Origin of the sequence: Pseudanabaena sp. FACHB-1998, from assembly GCF_014696355.1 — a bacterium.
Classification (GTDB): Bacteria; Cyanobacteriota; Cyanobacteriia; order Pseudanabaenales; family Pseudanabaenaceae; genus Pseudanabaena.
In genome coordinates, this window is record NZ_JACJQA010000024.1 from 98,380 (window position 1) to 117,705 (window position 19,326).

20 protein-coding genes are annotated in these 19,326 nt (G+C 42.5%); 13 read left to right on the forward strand and 7 right to left on the reverse strand.

Translation table 11 applies throughout. The annotated features are described in order from the left end of the window. Window positions 1-488: 488 nt before the first annotated feature. Window positions 489-935: a DUF29 domain-containing protein gene (locus tag H6F42_RS08600; protein WP_190398944.1), complete on the forward strand. Its 447-nt coding sequence runs from the start codon at window positions 489-491 to the stop codon at window positions 933-935. 45 nt (window positions 936-980) lie between these two features. Here the strand turns inward: H6F42_RS08600 and H6F42_RS08605 are convergent, their stop codons facing one another. From H6F42_RS08605 to acnB, 3 genes are all read right to left on the reverse strand, one after another. After that, on the reverse strand, window positions 981-1,322 hold the full coding sequence (locus H6F42_RS08605) for a XisI protein (RefSeq protein ID WP_190398945.1): 342 nt from the start codon (window positions 1,320-1,322) through the stop codon (window positions 981-983). Then, a complete protein-coding gene (locus tag H6F42_RS08610) occupies window positions 1,310-1,726 on the reverse strand; it encodes a XisH family protein (RefSeq protein WP_190398946.1) in 417 nt (138 codons plus the stop codon). The genes H6F42_RS08605 and H6F42_RS08610 overlap by 13 nt, the downstream gene beginning before the upstream one ends. A gap of 66 nt (window positions 1,727-1,792) precedes the next feature. After that, window positions 1,793-4,393 carry a bifunctional aconitate hydratase 2/2-methylisocitrate dehydratase gene (acnB, locus tag H6F42_RS08615; protein ID WP_190398947.1) on the reverse strand — a complete coding sequence of 867 codons (2,601 nt, stop codon included), beginning with the start codon at window positions 4,391-4,393 and terminating at the stop codon, window positions 1,793-1,795. Window positions 4,394-4,630: 237 nt separating this feature from the next. On the opposite strand from acnB, the gene H6F42_RS08620 reads away from it, so the two are divergent. The 3 genes from H6F42_RS08620 to H6F42_RS08630 are packed head-to-tail and all read left to right on the forward strand — an operon-like array spanning window position 4,631 to window position 5,905. Beyond that, complete coding sequence (locus tag H6F42_RS08620; protein WP_190398948.1) at window positions 4,631-4,960, forward strand: hypothetical protein; 330 nt, start codon at window positions 4,631-4,633, stop codon at window positions 4,958-4,960. Window positions 4,961-4,979: 19 nt separating this feature from the next. After that, window positions 4,980-5,285, forward strand: coding sequence for a hypothetical protein (locus H6F42_RS08625; protein WP_190398949.1), 306 nt, complete (start codon window positions 4,980-4,982; stop codon window positions 5,283-5,285). Next, window positions 5,282-5,905 carry a Shedu immune nuclease family protein gene (locus H6F42_RS08630; RefSeq protein ID WP_190398950.1) on the forward strand — a complete coding sequence of 208 codons (624 nt, stop codon included), beginning with the start codon at window positions 5,282-5,284 and terminating at the stop codon, window positions 5,903-5,905. Before H6F42_RS08625 ends, H6F42_RS08630 begins: the two co-directional genes overlap by 4 nt. A 79-nt stretch (window positions 5,906-5,984) precedes the next feature. Here H6F42_RS08630 and H6F42_RS08635 read toward each other — a convergent pair whose 3' ends face one another. Next, the gene (locus tag H6F42_RS08635; protein WP_190398951.1) at window positions 5,985-7,373 is read right to left on the reverse strand and encodes a cation:proton antiporter; all 1,389 of its coding nucleotides are present in this window, start codon (window positions 7,371-7,373) and stop codon (window positions 5,985-5,987) included. A 244-nt stretch (window positions 7,374-7,617) separates the two neighbouring features. On the opposite strand from H6F42_RS08635, the gene H6F42_RS08640 reads away from it, so the two are divergent. From H6F42_RS08640 to H6F42_RS08680, 9 genes are all read left to right on the forward strand, one after another. Further along, a complete protein-coding gene (locus tag H6F42_RS08640; protein WP_190398952.1) occupies window positions 7,618-8,184 on the forward strand; it encodes a sigma-70 family RNA polymerase sigma factor in 567 nt (188 codons plus the stop codon). A 13-nt stretch (window positions 8,185-8,197) separates the two neighbouring features. Continuing rightward, window positions 8,198-9,013 carry an anti-sigma factor gene (locus H6F42_RS08645; RefSeq protein ID WP_190398953.1) on the forward strand — a complete coding sequence of 272 codons (816 nt, stop codon included), beginning with the start codon at window positions 8,198-8,200 and terminating at the stop codon, window positions 9,011-9,013. 167 nt (window positions 9,014-9,180) lie between these two features. Beyond that, on the forward strand, window positions 9,181-9,540 hold the full coding sequence (locus H6F42_RS08650; protein ID WP_190398954.1) for a pentapeptide MXKDX repeat protein: 360 nt from the start codon (window positions 9,181-9,183) through the stop codon (window positions 9,538-9,540). A gap of 207 nt (window positions 9,541-9,747) precedes the next feature. Further along, entirely contained in the window at window positions 9,748-10,272 is a 525-nt protein-coding gene (locus H6F42_RS08655; protein WP_190398955.1) for a DM13 domain-containing protein, read from the forward strand. A gap of 51 nt (window positions 10,273-10,323) precedes the next feature. After that, the gene (locus H6F42_RS08660) at window positions 10,324-10,938 is read left to right on the forward strand and encodes a thioredoxin family protein (protein ID WP_190398956.1); all 615 of its coding nucleotides are present in this window, start codon (window positions 10,324-10,326) and stop codon (window positions 10,936-10,938) included. A 5-nt stretch (window positions 10,939-10,943) separates the two neighbouring features. Continuing rightward, a complete protein-coding gene (locus tag H6F42_RS08665) occupies window positions 10,944-11,636 on the forward strand; it encodes a cytochrome c biogenesis CcdA family protein (protein WP_190398957.1) in 693 nt (230 codons plus the stop codon). Window positions 11,637-11,678: 42 nt separating this feature from the next. After that, a complete protein-coding gene (locus H6F42_RS08670) occupies window positions 11,679-12,263 on the forward strand; it encodes a cytochrome b/b6 domain-containing protein (protein WP_190398958.1) in 585 nt (194 codons plus the stop codon). Between the two features lie 24 nt (window positions 12,264-12,287). Beyond that, complete coding sequence (locus H6F42_RS08675; RefSeq protein ID WP_190398959.1) at window positions 12,288-13,046, forward strand: molybdopterin-dependent oxidoreductase; 759 nt, start codon at window positions 12,288-12,290, stop codon at window positions 13,044-13,046. 87 nt (window positions 13,047-13,133) lie between these two features. After that, entirely contained in the window at window positions 13,134-15,575 is a 2,442-nt protein-coding gene (locus H6F42_RS08680; RefSeq protein WP_347272294.1) for a response regulator, read from the forward strand. Between the two features lie 72 nt (window positions 15,576-15,647). Here H6F42_RS08680 and H6F42_RS08685 read toward each other — a convergent pair whose 3' ends face one another. From H6F42_RS08685 to H6F42_RS08695, 3 genes are all read right to left on the reverse strand, one after another. Next, a complete protein-coding gene (locus H6F42_RS08685) occupies window positions 15,648-17,273 on the reverse strand; it encodes a radical SAM protein (protein ID WP_190399015.1) in 1,626 nt (541 codons plus the stop codon). A gap of 110 nt (window positions 17,274-17,383) precedes the next feature. Further along, on the reverse strand, window positions 17,384-17,851 hold the full coding sequence (locus H6F42_RS08690) for a DUF3598 family protein (protein WP_190398961.1): 468 nt from the start codon (window positions 17,849-17,851) through the stop codon (window positions 17,384-17,386). 132 nt (window positions 17,852-17,983) lie between these two features. After that, window positions 17,984-19,054 carry an FAD-dependent monooxygenase gene (locus H6F42_RS08695; protein WP_190398962.1) on the reverse strand — a complete coding sequence of 357 codons (1,071 nt, stop codon included), beginning with the start codon at window positions 19,052-19,054 and terminating at the stop codon, window positions 17,984-17,986. Window positions 19,055-19,326: the final 272 nt, after the last annotated feature.

The window sequence follows — 19,326 nt, forward strand, 5'->3', positions numbered from 1 at the left end:
ATTTACTCAACTTCTGGACTAAGAGTAATTCCTCGATAAATTTGGGCGATCGCAAAGGCAAGATTGATGCTCTTTAGCTCGATCATGTCACCTTACTCCAATTAATTCTGGAATATACTCTTCAGGAGTTTGCTAAAGTTCTGACAATAGTTCAAGACGTGGGTTCGTCACTATATTAACCTCTTACAAGTTTTGTAAAAACTGAGGTGAGTTCTTTGGACTCACCCTAACATTATAATTAAAAAAGTTTAGAATCTTTATCTAATCGCCTATCCATTAGCCACAATCAGCGATCGCCTCTCTAAAAATCAATCAACCAGCGATCGCCTATCCATTCTCATAACCAACAATCGCCTATCCATTCCCCATAAACAGTGATCGCTTATTCACCCAAGATTAAAGCAAGGCGATCGCTTCAAGCAAATAATTCTATATAATCACAAGAGGAGTTATATCAATTCCTAGCCTAAACTAATACGGTGAGTATCATGACATCAACAGTACTTTATGAATCTGATTTTTATAATTGGACAGTTGAACAGGTCAAGAGTTTGCGATTAGGTAAGTTGGATAGTTTAGATTTAGAGAATTTAGCGGAAGAGATTGAATCTTTGGGTAATCAGAAAAGGTCTGAGTTGGAAAATCGTTTGGCAATTTTGCTAGGGCATTTACTCAAGTGGGATTTGCAGCCGAATTTGCGTGGTAAGAGTTGGCGAGCAACAATTAGGGAACAACGCCGCGAAATCAAAAAATTAATTAGAAAAAATCCTAGCTTGAAGTCTTATTTAGATGAAGCAATGACAGATGGTTATGAGTCGGCTTTGGATCTAGTAGTACGAGAAACCCCACTTGACTATAAGGATTTATCCAGAGAATGTCCTTATGTGATTGCTCAAGTTTTTGATGACAGTTTTCCTATCGGTGTAGAGGTTTGATAAATAGGCGATCGCCCCTCAAAAAAATTAATCAACCAGCGATCTCTAAGCCAATGCAAACTCAGTTAACTTCCGAGTCTCTGGATCATGAAAAGCCAAAACAATATCAGACTTAGGAATACCTTCCGTTAACAACTCATTAGCAATCCCCTCTTCAGTCCAATCATCCTCAATATAAATCTTTTGATTCTTAATACGGATATGCAGCTGAATATTTCTATATTTTCTATTGTCTTGCCAACCCATTAAAAACCAAAAATACTGATCGTGAACCTCATCAAAAACTAGACAATTCTCCCTTTCTCTAATGTTAGAATTAGAAGCCCAGCTATGATATTCAGTCAAAATCTTTTTGATGATATCACGATACTTATCTAATCTATCCATTGTAAAATTTCCTCCTGCATTGTATTTACAATCAACAACTTAATTGAATCGATGCGTATCAGATCTTGAATTGAATCTCTCAGAAAAAAGTTTTGATAACGGCTTTCCTTGATTGCTAAATAAAGACTGTATTCAGGAGCAGTTAACTGGATTAAATTTCGATAGAGAATGTACTGCCCCAATGCTAATTCAAAATCTCGCATTGGTGAAGGACTTAAAAAACTTTTAATCTCAACCACAATCTTTTTGCCTTGTCGTTCAGCAGCGATCGGCTGTTCGGCAGCTAGGTCAGCAAACAAATCAACATCTTTATATCGAATCAAATAAGGATCAGCCGTGATCACCCAGCCATCTTTGATGAGGGCATTTTTTACTGCATCATGATAAATGTCTTTGGCTGGCATAGCTCTAAATCCAAAAAATGAGGGTGAACTAATTCATCCACCCCCATTATACGCAAATTAAACTAACTACTTCGCTACTACAGGCATACCCAAAATATCCTCAATGCGAGGCATATCCTCCAACGCAATCACTCGACCTTGATCTTCAAAATTGCTAATCTGATCGAAGTTGAGATAGCGATAGAGGTCACTGGCAAAAGGATCGATCTTTTTCGTGACGATCGCTTGATATTCTTCCACGGTTGGAAGCTTACCTAGCAAGGCGCAGACAGCCGCAAGTTCGGCGGAACCGAGATAGACTTGAGCATCCTTCCCCATGCGATTATTGAAGTTGCGAGTGGAAGTGGAGAATACCGTCGCGCCATCGGCAACACGGGCTTGATTACCCATGCAGAGAGAACATCCAGGAACTTCGGTTCTGGCTCCTGCTACACCGAAAGTGCTGTAGATTCCTTCTTCTTTGAGTTGGAACTCATCCATGCGCGTGGGTGGTGCGACCCAGAGACGGGCTTTGACGGCGGCTTCTTTTTCGAGAACCTTGGCGGCGGCGCGGTAATGTCCGATATTGGTCATGCAGGAACCGATAAAGACTTCATCCACGCGATCGCCTGCTACTTCAGAGAGCAACTTCACATTGTCAGGATCGTTGGGTGCAGCCACGATTGGCTCCTTGATTTCATTGAGATTGATCTCGATGATTTCTGCATATTCAGCATCAGGATCGGCTTCCATTAATATGGGATTGGCAAGCCATTCTTCCATTTTGGCGATACGGCGCAAGAGGGTCTTGGCATCGCTGTAGCCACGAGCGATCATATTCTTCATGAGGGCAACATTCGATCGCAGGTATTCGGCAACTGTCTCCGTGCTGAGTTTAATTGTGCTACCAGAGCAGGAACGCTCGGCAGTGGCATCCGTGAGTTCAAAGGCTTGTTCCACTTTCAGATCAGGCAATCCTTCGATTTCCATAATCCGACCTGCGAAGACATTCTTTTTGTTCTTCTTCTCAACGGTGAGTAAGCCGCGTTGAATGGCAATATAGGGAATCGCATTCACGACATCACGCAGGGTGACACCAGCTTGCAATTCGCCTGTGAAGCGCACCAATACAGATTCAGGCATATCCAAGGGCATGATGCCAAGGGCGGCGGCGAAGGCTACTAGTCCTGAACCTGCGGGGAAGGAAATGCCCAATGGAAAACGGGTATGGGAATCGCCACCAGTACCGACGGTATCGGGCAGAAGCATTCTATTTAACCAAGAATGGATAATGCCATCGTTCGGGCGTAGGGCTACGCCGCCACGATTGGAGAAGAAGTCGGGAAGTTCCTTATGGGTTTTGATGTCGGTGGGTTTGGGATAGGCGGCGGTGTGACAGAAGCTCTGCATCACCAAGTCAGCGCTAAATCCTAAACAAGCCAGTTCTTGCAACTCATCGCGGGTCATCGGACCAGTGGTATCTTGAGAACCAACGGTAGTCATCAAGGGTTCGCAGGAAGTGTAGGGGCGCACACCAGCCACGCCGCAAGCTTTGCCGACCATTTTTTGAGCGAGGGTGTAGCCTTTGCCTGTGTCGGCGGGAGTGGCGGGGAGGATGAACACATCGCTGGCAGGGAGTCCCAAGGCTTGACGGGTTCTGGCGGTGAGACTGCGACCAATCAAGAGGGGAATGCGACCACCTGCGCGAACTTCATCGGCGATCGTGTCAGGGGTGAGACTGAAAGTGGAGAGAGTTTCACCTGCGGCGTTAGTGATTTTACCTTCGCGAGTGTGAATCGTGATCACATCGCCTGTTTCCAATTTGGTGACATCGCATTGGATTGGTAAGGCTCCTGCATCTTCGGCAGTGTTAAAGAAGATCGGCGCGATCGTGCTGCCGAGAATTACACCACCTGATCGCTTGTTAGGGATGAAGGGAATATCGTTGCCAATGTGCCACAACACCGAGTTAATTGCAGATTTGCGCGAAGAACCTGTTCCCACCACATCACCGACAAAGGCGACGGGATGCCCTTTTTGCTTCAGTTCAGCAATAGTTTGCAAACCCGTTGGCATCATCGATTCCAACATACAGAGCGCATGGAGGGGAATGTCAGGACGCGAGAAGGCTTGAGAAGCAGGAGAGAAGTCATCGGTATTGATTTCGCCTGTGACTTTAAAGACGGTCACGGTCACAGTTTCAGGCAAAGCAGGGCGACTGGCAAACCATTCGGCAGCAGCCCATGAATCGATGACGGATTTGGCTCTCGCGTTAGTTTTTGATAATTCGAGAACTTGATTAAAGGCATCAAATACGAGCAACGTCTTCTTGAGCGCCCTTGCCGCCAAGTCGCCCAAATCATCATTGGTGAGCAAATCAATTAAGGTCTGCACGTTATAGCCACCGACCATTGTGCCGAGCAGTTCCACCGCGTAAGCTGGGCTAACTAGAGGCGATCGCAATTCACCCTTAGCGATCGCCGTTAGCCATCCCGCTTTCACATAGGCAGCTTGATCTACACCAGGGGGAATGCGATCGCGCAGTAACGCGAGTAAAAATTCCTCTTCGCCTGTGGGGGGATTTTGCAATAGCTCACAAAGGGCTGATGCTTGCTGAGCATTGAGGGGTAAGGGCGGAATCCCTTGGGCGGCGCGATCGGCAACATGGTCACGGTAGGCTGATAACATACTTGTTATTTTAATTCTTTACAAATACTTAACTTATTATCGATCCTATTAAACTTTGGTGCGTAAAATATGTTTGGGGTAATATATTTGCATTAATAGCAGTCACAAATTTTTGTCTAAATGTACTTACACCGCAGAGCAGTAGTGTATTTACCCTCTTAGTTGACTAAAGTTATTCTTGGAACAAAAGCCTGAATTTTATCGCAAATAAATCGTAAATAAATAGATTCAAAGAATATGAAATATACTGGTGACTGGCGCATTGATGAGATGGATTTGTGGGAAGCAGATTATCTCAATATGGAGGTAGAGGCTTTTATTTCCATAGATGAGCGTGGTGATGGGCGGTTCCAATTTGGATTGGTCTCAGGATATATTGATGGAGAAGTTATCCAGAGAAAAACAGAGACTCGTCTTGAGTTTACTTGGGAAGGTAATGACGAATGTGACGAAGCCGCAGGAAGTGGTTGGTTACAATTGAGAGATGACGATACTCTTGAGGGCGAAATTAAATTTCATGGAGGCGATCGCTCAAGTTTAATTGCTACGCGCATTAAAAAACAGTAAATTGGAGAGCTATTTGGTTATGAAAGTAATTTTACAACAACGGGCAGCAATTGCTAAAAGATCACTTACTCCTTCGGAAAGAAATCAGGTTGTTAAAGCGATCAATTCACTGAATGAATTGAATTTTGAAAATGCATTAAATTCACCCAAGTTTTATAAATTAACGGGTTTATCTAAAACTCATCAAACTCAATTGTATGCATATAGAGTGAACAGCAGATTAAGGTTAATGATTTCTATTGATGAAGACAAATGGATTATTGAAGATATTGTTGATTATCATGGTCACTCAAGTAGACTCTTCTTAATACAAGAGAAGGCATGAAAATTCTAAAATCACATAACTTTGATGCGATAAATTGCCGATTAGAGTGGAATGATTTTGATGCCTTGCTTAGAACAAAAGAAACACTTAGTGAGCGTAAAGATGTGTTGCCATTTTTTAAGAAAAGGCAAGATTTATCTATACTAATTTGTTCATACATTCCAAACATCAAAAAGCCAGATGTATTTGCCCATGAATTTCAAATAAATGGTGATTTTGTTGCAGACCTAATCATTGGAGATTCAAGAACACATAATTATTTGCTTGTTGAATTTGAAGATGGCAGACCAGATAGTATTTTTATGCACAAGAGAAATAAAGCTACTCCTGAGTGGTCACCAAGATTCGAGGCAGCGTTTTCGCAATTAGTTGATTGGCTATGGAAATTAGAAGATATGAGAAGTACCTCAGATTTCCATAATACGTTTGGCAGTAGAAGGGCAAAATTTCAAGGTTTGATTGTGATTGGGAAAGATATGCGGTTTAGCTCACAAGAAATAGATCGTCTAAATTGGCGAAATGATAGAATCATTGTTGATTCAACTGCTATTTCTTGCGTGTCTTTTAACAAACTTCGAGAAGATTGTGATTATTGGTTAAACAATTACTATGGAGTTTAGCCTAACTTTATGCTCTGTCCTAGTCCCAAAGATAAAGGGCGGCACAAAGTGCCGCCCTTTATCTTTGGGGTTTTAAGTCCTAACTGTCTTTGGTTTGTCCAAAGGCGAGACGTAAAAATGGGGGGGCGAGGAAAGTGGTGAGGATGACCATAATAATGATCGAAACCTCTAAGGGTTTGCTCAGAACACCGCTAGCGGAACCGATTCCCGCGAAGACTAATCCGACTTCACCACGGGGGATCATGCCTACGCCGATCGCTACTCGATTGATATTAGGTATCCCAAATACCGCCCAACCCGTGACCAATTTGCCAGCGATCGCTACTAACACTAAGAAAATCGCAATCAGCAAACCAGCGCGATTATCAGGATTAGCAGGATTTAAAACGGTTAAATCGGCTCTAGCCCCAACCGTCACAAAAAACACTGGCACAATTAGATCAGCGATCGGCTTAATTAGCTCATCCAATTCATTCCTTGCGTCACTTTCGTCTAAAACTAGCCCTGCGGCAAAAGCACCCAAAATCGCCTCAAGGTGAATCGCATTCCCGATAAATGCCATAAAGAAGGCAAAAATAAAGGCAGGGATCACAATGTTGCCGCGAGTTTCTAGCTTAGAGACGATCGCTGTAAAACTTTTATTAAAAAAGCCACCCAGCAAGATTGCGCCCACCAAAAAAGCTGTTGCACTGACGATTAGGTAAACCACGTTAAGCACATCAATTTCACCAGTTTTCGCTAAACTTGCGACCACTGCCAAAACGATAATTCCTAAGACATCATCTATAACCGCAGCCCCAACGATGATTTGACCTTCTGTAGACTTCAATCTGCCTAGCTCCGATAGCACCTTAGAGGTAATACCGATGCTAGTTGCAGTCAAAGCAGCTCCCGCAAAAATAGCAGGAATAGCCGCCACATGGAAAATCATCATCAATCCCACCGTACCTGCGGCAAAGGGAACTGCTACCCCGACGCAAGCAGCAACCACGGCTTGAATCCCTACTTCCTTTAGGTCACGGAGGTTGGATTCCAGCCCAATCTCGAATAGCAAGACAATCACCCCTAACTCAGCAATCACTGAAATAACTTCACTTTGCGAAGCAAAAACTTGGCTAAGGACTTCGGGGGACAGATGATTGAGTAGTTGAATCCCTGACATGATCAACGAGTCGGACACCAATAAGCCACTGTCGGGAAAAATGATCAGATGTAGAGCCGATATGCCGACAAGGACACCTGCCACAAGTTCGCCGAGGACAGGAGGAAAATCGAGCCGTTTGGCTATTTCGGAGCCAATTTTGCTGGCGAGATAGATTACCACCAAGCTTAATAACACACTAGAGAGGACAATCGGCGCATTTTCAGCTTCGGCAGTAGCTAAAAGTGGACTTGGTAAGTCGAAGGCAAAGAGCTTAGGTAAATAGCCCTCAAAAAAATACGACGCGATCGCATTATTCAAAAACATAAGCTGTGCTTGTGGTGATCGATTTATTTGCAATTCATCCATTTTCGCTTAGGATGCGTATGTATAGCAAAGCAAGAGTTAGCCAGTCCAAGCTAAAACCCAAAAAGCGAGTGGCGGCGCTTCGCGCCGCCACTCGCTTTTTGGGTTTTATGTCCTAAGCAAAACTTACATTGCTATATTAATAAAGAGCAAAAAACTTACGGCAAAGTCCAAATCTCAAAGGCTTTCTGAGATTCCTTTTACTATGAAACTTGCTGACCAGACTGACGCAGATATTTTGCAAGCTTGGCGATCGGGTAGCAGTCTAGCTTTTGGCATCTTCTACGATCGCTATGGCGAGTTGATTTATCGCTTAGCCCTCAGAATTTTGGGTAATTTGCAAGAAGCGGAAGACTTAACCCAAGAGATTTTTATTCTGCTAAGTCGCAATACTAACTATGACAGTAGCCGTGGTTCGATCTCTACCTACTTAACGGTTCTAACGCGATCACGTGCCATTGACCGAATTCGCAAAACGCGATCGCAACAGCAACATTTAGAAAAATGGGAACAGAATCTGGCGATCGACTATGACCCTAGAAATTCTTCGCTCATGGAAACAATGTCACTTGCCGAACGTTCAGAAAAGGTAAAGGCAGCTTTAGCAAATTTGCCAGACAAACATCGCCAAGTTTTAGAAATGGCATATTTTGATGGACTCAGCCAAACCGAAATCGCCAAAGCACTCGATAAGCCCTTAGGAACGGTGAAGTCTTGGGCGCGAAATGGATTGATTCGACTGAGAGAAAGTTTAAAAGATGCGTTAGATTGAGGCGAGAGTACCCATGACACAAGCAAATTATCCTGAAAGTTTTCCTCAAAAATATCCTCCTAATTGGGAAGAGTTATTAGCTGGTTATGTTTTAGGTGATTTAGAGTCGGATGAGGTGACCGAAATGCAGGAACTCATCACCACTTATCCAGAGCTAATTACGGAAATTGATCGCTTGCAGGAAACCCTCGCACTTTTACCACTTGGACTGAGTGAAAGTTTACCCGCTAATAATTTGCGCGATCGCATCGCGGCGATCGCTGTGCCTCAAGATAATCCTGAACTTGTCTTCAAATCCTTAAAAAACAGTAATTTAGAAACAGATAAGCGATCACCAAAAACTCAAAATCTCTGGAAATTAGGAGCAATTGGTTTAGGCGCTATTAGTGCGATCGCCCTAGCGATTTTGGGCTATGACAATTATCAAATGCGTCAGCAAATTGCCAGTACTCAAATAGAAATGCAAAAATATCGCCAAGCGATCGCTATGTTACAAGCGGCTGATAATCGGATGATTTCGCTTAAGGGAATGGGCGCAATTCCTGCGGCTTCGGGAAGTGTGATGATTGCTCCCAATGAAAAGACTGCCATGATCAACATTCAAAATCTCATACCGATTCCTGAAGAAAATAGCTACCGTCTTTGGGCGATCGTGGATGGCAAAAAGGTTGACTGCGCCCAATTTCGTCCTGATGCTCAGGGCAAGGTCTTTTTAAAAGTGCCATTAGGGAGCGCTCTCAAGCAATCCACGACTTTAATAATTACAATCGAACCTAATAAAGATATGCCCGAACCCACAGGCGAAATGGTCATGAAAGGAGAAGTCTAAACAAAAGTGTCGTGTGCCGCACCACTAATTCTTGGATGACAAAATAAAAGTGGCGGCGCTTCGCGCCGCCACTTTTATTTTGTCATCCAATTTGAAAGTTCATGCGTATATCCAATAAGTGAGTATCCAAAAAACAACTCCATTTATTGCAAAGAGAGCTTATAACGATGAACTACAAATTTCTTGGACTAATTGCTGGTTTAGTTTTGACCTCTGGGCTTGTCTCCTGTGCAGATTCCACTACGCCTACCCAGCAATCCACTCCCGCCACTCAATCCACTCCCGCCACCAAGCCCGCCGAAGCGATGAAAAATGACGCAATGAAAGGCGATGCGATGAAGGATAAAACTGGCGACGCGATGAAAAATGATGCCATGAAAGGTGATGCCATGAAAAAGGATAAGCCTGCGGATGCGATGAAGGGAGATGCGATGAAGAATGATGCGATGAAAAGTGATAAACCTGCGGATGCAATGAAGAATGATGCGATGAAAAGTGATAAACCTGCGGATGCTCCTAAACCATAGTTATACAAATTCACAAAAGTGTGACAACACTTTTGTGAATTAAAAAACAAACCGAGTAAGGCTTTCCAAAACTAAAAATGACGTAGCCATTTTTAGTTTTGGTATAACTCATCCCCTTTGAGAAAAAGTCGGAGATCTTAAGCTTTACTTGGACTAACTTAAAAAGAGCGACTTGATTACGATTCTTGGAATTGAACAAATCTATTTATGTTAAATAAAAATCTAATCTTAGCCACTTTAACAGTGATACTTCTAGGATGTGCAAATCGTTCAACCATATCCCAAGTTGAGTCTATTCCTACATCAATAACTGCGAATGAAAAATCTTTGCAGACTAAATCTCCTGTCTTGGCTGATAGCCCAAAAGCTATCAATAAATTAAGAACTGGTAGTTTCGTTAATGGCGAACATCCCACCAGTGGCTCGGCTAGACTTATCTACGAAAATGGAACCTATTTTGTTGAACTGGATCAAACCTTTCAGACATCAGATAAGGGGCCAGATTTGTTTGTAATTTTGCATCGATCGCCAGATGTTTTAAAAACGACTAAGCCGCCAGATTTTGCGATCGCTAAGGGAGACTATACCCTAGTTGCACCTCTCAAAAGCTTTAACGGCAAACAACGCTATGCAGTTCCTAAAGGTATTCAGCCAGACCAATATCAGTCTATTGCGATCTGGTGTCGCCAGTTTAACGCGACCTTTGGTGCTGCGTCTCTCACTTCTTCTTAATGAACAAAGGATGGCATCGCTCTACTGGACAATCCTTTAGGAGCATATATTATGAGTAATAGTCTATTGCGTCGTCGTCGATTGTTGATCTATGCAGGTTTGGGAGCTTTAGGGATTGGTAGTGCGGCGATCGCCACGCAATTGGGCGCATCTAAAATTACAGCCAACAAACCCAAACTAGAGACTCGCAAGCCTTTGACAAACCTAGCCCAGCCCCTAGTAACAGAAGCCAATTTGCCAAAGTTGCCAGAATTTCAAGGTATTGCTCAATGGTTAAATTCTCCTCCCTTGATGACTGGGAACTTAGTTGGTAATGTAGTGCTGATTCAGTTCTGGACTTTTAGCTGTATTAATTGTCAAAGGACTTTGCCCTATGTCACTCGCTGGCATGAGCAGTATGGGGCGAAAGGTTTAAAAATTATCGGTGTGCATACGCCTGAATTTGCCTTTGAACGTGATATCAATAACATTAAGGATGCGATGCAACGCTATAGAATTAACTACACGGTTGCAGTAGATAATGAATTTAAAACTTGGAAAGCCTATGGTAACGAGTACTGGCCGCATCTATACTTAGCCGATCGCCAAGGTAATCTCCGATATGATCATATTGGTGAAGGTGCATATGACCGTACTGAAAAAACAATTCAACAACTCTTAGGCTAGAGATAATGGAACTTTCTCCTTTCGCAATTGGTTTAGCAATTCTTGGCGGTATGGTCACCGTATTTTCTCCTTGCATCTTGCCAATTTTACCAATTGTGATTGGGCGATCGCTCCAAACCCATCGCTACGGACCCATTGCCCTCGTCGCTGGAACGATGAGTGGCTTTGCGATCGCGGGTAGCCTCTTAGGCGTAGCAAGTTTATGGTTTACCGACTTAGCAAATTTTATCCGCATTTTGGCGATCGCCATTTTGCTAATTTTAGGACTTCTATCTCTATTCCCAAAGTTAAATTATTTATTATTAAGTAAGTTGCGACTTCCTAAATTCAAAGAACCAGAACGGATCAATCTAGCTGGTGAGTTCCTTTTAGGTTCGCAATTAGGCTTGTTATGGACTCCCTGTGCTGGTTCTGTCCTTGGCAGTATCTTAGTTTTAGCTGCTGCTGAGCAAGAAATCTTTAGCGCTTTTATTCTTTTAATTTTCTATGGATTTGGCGCAGGTATTCCGATGTTATTGATTGCCTATGCCAGCCGCTATTTCAGCAAGTCATTTATCAAGCTGCGTAAACATAGCGCCATACTTCAACAAATCGGTGGCTTACTGATTTCCTTGACAGCGATCGCGATCATTCTCGGATGGGATGTCAAGGTTCAACTTTGGCTAGCGCCTTTATTTCCACCTCTGTTTGATCTTTAGCTAATGCTTCTTAAGCTCTAATTCCTTACCTCTAAAAAGCTGATGAGTCCCAAATCTTCTCCTGCACCCAAGCAAGCGATTTTTATTAAATCCTTCCATTTTATTAATTTAATCTCTTTGATTTTTATGACCGCTAGTGGTCTGCAAATTTATAACGCTAATCCTGTATTTGGCGGTAGAGCAGGATGGCGATTCCCTAAGGTTTTACTCTTGGGCGGATGGCTAGGAGGCGGACGCAATTGGCATTTTGCGGCGATGTGGTTCTTTTCGATGAGCCTATTGATTTATGGAATTTATATTTTTATTACTAGGCGTTGGAAGCATCGCTTTGCTTCGGAAAAAGATTTGCAAGCCCTCAAAGCTCAAAATCCTAAACGCAAAAATTACGCATGGCATCGTCTTGCCTATACGGCGATTATTCCCATACTTTTGCTAGCGATTCTTTCGGGTTTATGTATGTATAAGCCTGCTCAGTTTGCCTTCGTCTCAGGTTTATTTGGCAGTTGGCAAAATCTCCGCATTGCTCATTTTCTGACTATTCCGATTGTGCTTATTTTTGCGATCGCCCATATATTTCTATCTTTTAGAGTTGGCGGTCTCAAGATGATTCGCTCCATGTTTGTGTAAGTAGGATACTTTAAGGTAAAGCAAATGCAGTTTGATAAATACATTCGGAATAATCTTCAAAAGCAATTACAGCATAATTTACAGCGTCGGTTTTCCCGTCGTCAGATGCTCCAATTTACAGGACTATCAGGACTGGGCTTAGCCTTGGGAAGTTGCGGGACTTCTCTGTATGTAGATAAAGTTCGTCCGATTTTTGAGCCACTTAATCAAAGCATTGAAGAGTTAATTCTCAAGCCTCAGACTCCTGTGCCTGAATTTCCCGCCAGTGCGATCGAGCCAGAAGCTTTATTAGTCAACTCCTTTGACTTCACTCCTATTATTAATCCTAATACCTTCAAATTAGTAATTGATGGTGCAGTGGATAATCCCTTGCAATTGAGCATGAGTGATATGCGATCGCTACCCTTAACCTCCATGGTGATCCGTCATGTTTGCGTAGAGGGTTGGGCAGCGATCGTGCAGTGGGGAGGTGTACGCTTACTGGATTTAGCAAAGCTAGTCCAGCCCCAAGCAGGAGCGCGTTATGTCTACTTTGAGTCCGCCGATGGCTATTATGAAAGTTGGGATATCGCCTCTTCTTTACATCCACAGACGCTGCTTGCCTATCAAAAAAATGGAGAGACGATACCTGTGGAGAATGGCGCTCCTTTACGATTAGCATCTCCGATTAAATTGGGTTATAAGCAATCTAAATGGGTAATTAGAGTCACCTTTGCCAAGGAACTTTCGCAACGTCGAGGCTATTGGGTAGATGAAGGCTATGAATGGTTTGCAGGATTGTGAAATTTATTAAATCAAAAGAATCATGAAGTATCCGATTAACTGCTCTATGCTTGGCATATACTCAGGTTAATTATAAAAACTTAGGCTATGAGTCTGCATTCTCTTTCTAATCTAAGCTTAGATTGGAGCAATGACTATAGTCCCACTACAATCGATGCTCATGAATTTGTAATACATACAATAGGTCTTATGAGCCAATCACAGCAAAGCTGTGTATTGGTAGTAGAGGGGGAAAGGTTTGCTGGGACATTTACCGAACAGGATTTGTTTCGACTTATTGCGACAAATCAAAAATTAGATACCTTAAAGCTTATTAATGTCATTACGCGATCGCCTATTACTATTAGGCGATCGCAAGTTTCTGTTGCAGAAATTCTTCGTCTTTTTACAGAACATAGCCTCAAATACTTACCAGTTTTAGACGAACACGAATATCCGATCGCTCTAATTACAGCGGAGCATCTCGTCCAAATAATCTCCCGTACCTCTGGTTCATCTTCAATTGAAAGTGAAGTTACAACTGAAATACAGCAAAATCATCAAGAAGCATTAACAAAACCAAGATTTACCACGGACTTCCCAAATACACCTGTAGACGATCAACATTTCATCCAACGCATTGTTGATATATCGCCAGATATTATTTATATCTATGATTTACAAGAGCATCGTAATATTTATGTAAATAACTCTATCACCTCAATTCTGGGTTACTCTGTTTCCCAGATCCAAGCAATGGGTTCAGCTTTGTTTCTGACCATTATCCATTCTGATGATTTGGAAACGATAATCCAAACTCAAAAACGTTTTGATAACGCTAAAGATGGAGATATTTTAGAGCTTGAGTATCGAATTATTAATGCTAATGGGCAATATCGCTGGTTTTATGATCGTAGTGCCGTATTTTTGAGGGATGCAGAGGGACGGGCTAAACAAATAGTTGGCAAAGCTCAAGACATTCATAAGCGTAAGCTTGCCGAAGAACAAATTAGAGCGATCGAATCCCAGCAAAGATCTATTTTAGAACATTTACAAACAATTGTCAGCCACAGCTCTGACGGGATTATCATTCTTGACCAATATGGAAGGATTATCTTTGCAAATCCTTCCGCAGAAAAAATCTTTAATCTCCATATTGGCGAACTAAAGGGATTAGAGTTAGGGATTCCCATCACGATTGATAAATCCTTTGAAATGGATTTCATCACCGAAGCAGGTAAACTCAAAGTCGCAGAAGTTCTCGTCACCCAAATTGAATGGGATAACGAGCTATCCTATTTAACTTCTATTCGGGATATTAGCGATCGCAAGCAGGTAGAGGAGCAATTAATACTAGCTAACTGTGAACTAGTGAGGGCAACCCGCCTCAAAGATGAGTTTCTAGCGAGTATGAGCCATGAGCTAAGAACTCCGCTCAATACAATTTTAGGCTTGTCCGAAAGTTTGCTCGAAGGTATCCTCGGAGAGCTAAACGAACGTCAGAGAAAATCCCTTGAAACGATTGAGCGTAGTGGCTATCATCTCTTAGAACTAATTAATGATATTCTCGATCTTGCCAAAATTGAATCTGGCAAATTAGAACTCCATTTGCAAAACACCTCAGCCCCAGCAATTTGCGATGATAGTCTGACCTTTGTAAGGCAATTGGCTAATAAAAAGAATATTCAATTAATCACCAAACTTCCCTTAAATACCATTTATATCTATGCTGACGAACTTCGTTTGCGTCAAGCCTTAATCAATTTATTAACCAATGCGGTCAAGTTCACTCCCAATGATGGTCAGGTCACCTTAGAAATCCAAATTATTAACTTAGGCAATATAGAAACAAGTCCCACTTATATTGAATTTTCGGTAACCGATACAGGTATTGGAATCGATCAAAAAGATATTAGCAAACTCTTTCAAACCTTTGTCCAAATCGATAGCGCTCTCAATCGCAAATATGCGGGTACTGGGCTAGGACTAGCCCTAGTCAAAAGAATTGCGGAACTGCATGGCGGTCATGTTTTGCTAGAAAGTCAGATCGATCAAGGTAGTAAATTTATTATCCGAATTCCCTATCAACCTCATCAAGCAGATTCTTTACCTTATCCAATCATTGAAGTTAATACTTCATTATCTTCTTTTATCTCAACTAAAAAAACGCTCTACCCTAAATCATCTTTGATTTTAATTGCTGATGATAATGAAGCCAATGTGGCAAGCATTTGGGACTATTTAGAAAGTCATGGCTATCGTTTATTAGTAGCCAAGGATGGGCTTGCCGCCGTTAATATAGTCAAGCAAGAAAAGCCTGACCTAGTTTTGATGGATATTCAAATGCCAGAGATGGATGGATTAGAAGCAATTAAAATTATTCGTAAAAATCCCGAATTGCAATCACTTCCTATCATCGCCTTAACGGCTCTAGCAATGTCAGGCGATCGCGAAAAATGCCTAGAAGCAGGAGCAAATGAGTATTTAGCCAAACCTGTTAAGTTAAAGCAACTAGTGGCAACTATTCAGCATTTATTGTCGCTCCCCTAAGACCTTGAGAGAGTGCGGCTCACTCTAATACCAAATGAAGAAATGGCTACGCCATTTCTTCATTTAAAAAACTTACTGGGTTTGAGATAAAGAAGTATCTCGATGCTTAATTAAAGTCTCTACGGGTAAATTAGTGCGAAGGTGTTGCCAAGGTAATACTTGATTTACATCCCAATTTTCATGGACATACCAAGCTAAAGGTGGCAACTGTTCCCGCAATTCCTTAAAGGCGCGTTTATAGGAACCATCGCTCGGTACATCGCCATCGCTATAGCTACAAGCCAAAATCAATAACTTAGTTAGGCGGCGATCGCCACGAGAAATGAGCGCTTGTACCAGCGAATCCTTGTAGCTTTCAGGACGAAAATCAATTCCCTTTGGTAATAACTTCTTACGGAAATGTTGCATTTTCTTCTCGGCAGAAGTGTTGACCCCTTGCCATTGCCAAGGCGTATGGGATTTGGGAACAAAAGTACTACAACCAAAGGTTATCTTTAATTTTGGTGCGATTTTGCGAAGGGAAATTAACATCTCAATAGTTTGCTCGATATCATCATCATTTTCCATCGGTATACCTGCCATACCATAGAGCTTGAGAGACTTCAAACCACCAGCCTGTGCATTAATTGCCGCCTGTCTAATTTCATCGTTATGTAATTTCTTATTAATAATTTCCCGCAAGCGTTCAGAACCGCTTTCGATCGCAATGGTAACAGAGCGGCTATCTCGAGTAGAGAGAATTCGCGCCAATTTCTCCGTGAGTGTATTAGTACGCACAGAGGCGAGACTGAGGCGCACATCATCAAACTGCGGCTGGGCGAGATGATCCAGTAAAGCATCAAATTCAGGATGTTGGGTAATTGATGCACCGAGCAAGCCCAATCGTTTAGTTACGCTCAGTCCCTTAGCGATCGCAGGAATTAAACTTGATTCTAGACTTGCCGTTCTAAAGGGGAGGGTTAAATAACTGGCTAAACAGAAGCGGCACATCTCTGGACAACTCCGCACCACTTCCACCATAAAAATGCTCTCCCAAGCCGCCTTTTCGGTAACGACCGTAGAAGCCGAAAGAGTATTGCCCTTATAGGTCTGTTTATGCACTAGGGCGGGAATATCCGAGTCAATGGGTTGAATTGAAGCGATCGCGCCATCTTCTGATTCGTAAGTAACTTCATAGAACTGCGGAACATAAATTCCATCTAGTTTGGCAAGATGACGCAGTTTCACGTCACGACTAGCATGGCGCACTTCCTGATAAGCCTTGAGAAAGTTCCCAATTAATTCTTCACCATCTCCCAGTAGCACAATGTCAAACCATGCTGCAAAGGGTTCAGGATTAGCCGTGAGGACAGGTCCCCCACCAAATACGAGGGGATGCTCATCGGTGCGATCGCTTGTATCTATGGGAATCTCAAATTGCTTTAGCGCCGCCAAAATATTCACGTAATCCAGTTCCCACGAAAACGAGAATCCTAATATTTCAATCTGACGCGGTAAATTCTCATGGGCATCGGTAAACCATCGACTCACATTAACCTGCGATCGCGTAGCTAAGTTTGCCCAAACCCCTTGATAGCCTAAGCTAGTGATGCCAACGGTGTAGGTACTTGGGAAAGCAAAGACAATATTTACTGCATCATGATCTGGTGTAGTGGGGTCAAACAGTAAATATTCAGACTGAAAGTAGGATTGATTCAAGGTTTCGGCAATAGATCGCAATATCGCTATTATGCCAGCAATTTTCGACCGACGACTCAAGAAGCATTTCCCAAATATTGCTTTGCAATATTTGGGAAATGCTTCTTGGCTTAGGCAATTCGGATTTCTTCGATAAAGGAAATGCCATCAAAAATGCCATTTTTAAAAGCTTGGGTGCTACGCACGCGCTGATGATCATCGAGTAAAGTCATGGTTTCGATAAACTTAATGAGTGCATCATCTTGCGTTTTTGTAGCCTGAAAGCAAACTAAGCCCTGCCCTGCATCCCACGCGATCGCTTCAAAGTCAGAGTAACTACGAGAACGCATTGTTAAAATCTGATCTACAAATTCTCCTTCAAAATCAAGCTGAAGTCGGGAGCCATCGGCATATTCATATTTGTTTACCTGTCGGTATTGATTACCAGCGATCGCGATCGTAAAGCTGCCTACAAAACTACGGGAGAATTGTCCTTGTTTGTCGGTTTTAATATATTCGCCTTGCCAAGTACCAAGATGACGGATAAAGATTTCAGGAACTTGGGAGCGATCGGGCGGTATCTCAAGGTTATTAATCATCAACTTTCGCCTTTGTTTTTATAAATTTTTTCACGACTCAATGCCAAAACAAAAAATGGCTACGCCATTTTTTGTTATTAAAACTAGAGGTATTCGTTTTGCCTAGGGCAAAATGAATACCTCTAGTTTTTGTTAACGCCGCCCAATTTTTTGGCTAACTTCACGACTGCTGCGCTGATACTCATGGACGATGGGTAATCGTTCCGTCTGATAACTTGCCAGAGCTTCAGCAATATTGTCACTGGATTTGAGATGTCGCACCAAAGCCAAGCCATCTTCCCATCCTGAAGTCATCCCCCTAGCACGAGTAGAGCTTTTAGCATGAGCCGCATCGCCAATTAACAGAACTCGACCATCATATAACTGTGGCAATGGATCGATATCGTAGGAATAGCGACAGATTATATTTTCTAGAGGAGTTGATGCAATTACCTGTCGAGCATCCTCTGGTAGCTTCGCTAATTCTTGAGCAGGTATTTCTGTGTTCGTTGGATGTAGCGTCTGTTTTTCTATATCGGTTTGTTCGGTTTCAATGAAAAAGCCCCAATGGGTATGGGTTGCATCGATGTGAAAAAAGTTAGCATAGATGCCACGACCGCGCACATAGACAAAAAAGTTTCCTTCGGGACAGAAGCTATCATCTTCCACAATTCCCCGCCAGACGAGATCCCCTAAATAATTAAGCTCAATATTGCCAACCACAGACGGACGGACTTTTGAGAGAATGCCATCAGCCCCGATAATCAAGTCGCCTTCCCATTGACTGCCATCTTTAAAATGGGCGATCGCGCTATGAGGAGTCTGGGCGATCGATGACACCTGAGCATTAAAGGTAATGCGATCGCTCGGCAAAGTATCGAGAATGGCTTCTAAAATCGCCTTGCGATGTACCAACATTCCCGGAATCTCTCCTTCCTCATAGGTCACAGATTCAGAATTAATAAATCCACCTTTAAGGTTCCGAAACTCAAACAACTTAACAGGATTACCAGCTTCAATAATTTTTTTAGTGATTTGAGGGTTTCCATCATGGAGAGCTTGCATCCCCGATCGCACGATCAGAATGCCACAGCCATCGGTACGCACGGCAGGAGATTTCTCAAACAGGCTGACTTCAAATCCCTCTTGAATCAGTAAACTGGCAAGATAAGCCCCTGATGTCCCTGCGCCGATAATCCCAATCCTGCTATTGCTAGAAACCATTTATGCCTCTTCAAGTTTGGCTTTCATTTTGGCGTTGCCCTGATCATAATCAATATTTCTTTGTCTGCAAGTTTTTTGTAACTTATGTAACATTAATTTCTTCCCCGTTAATAATTGAGTATTGCGCGGCAAAGCCCCCCATACTCAATTATTCTAATTTTACTTTCGCAAATCAATACGAAATCTGTAGCACATGGGTAGTGCGCCCCCGCCTCTGATCTACCTATCCAACTGGTAATCATTGAAAAAAGCAATAGGGGGAGATCGTCAAA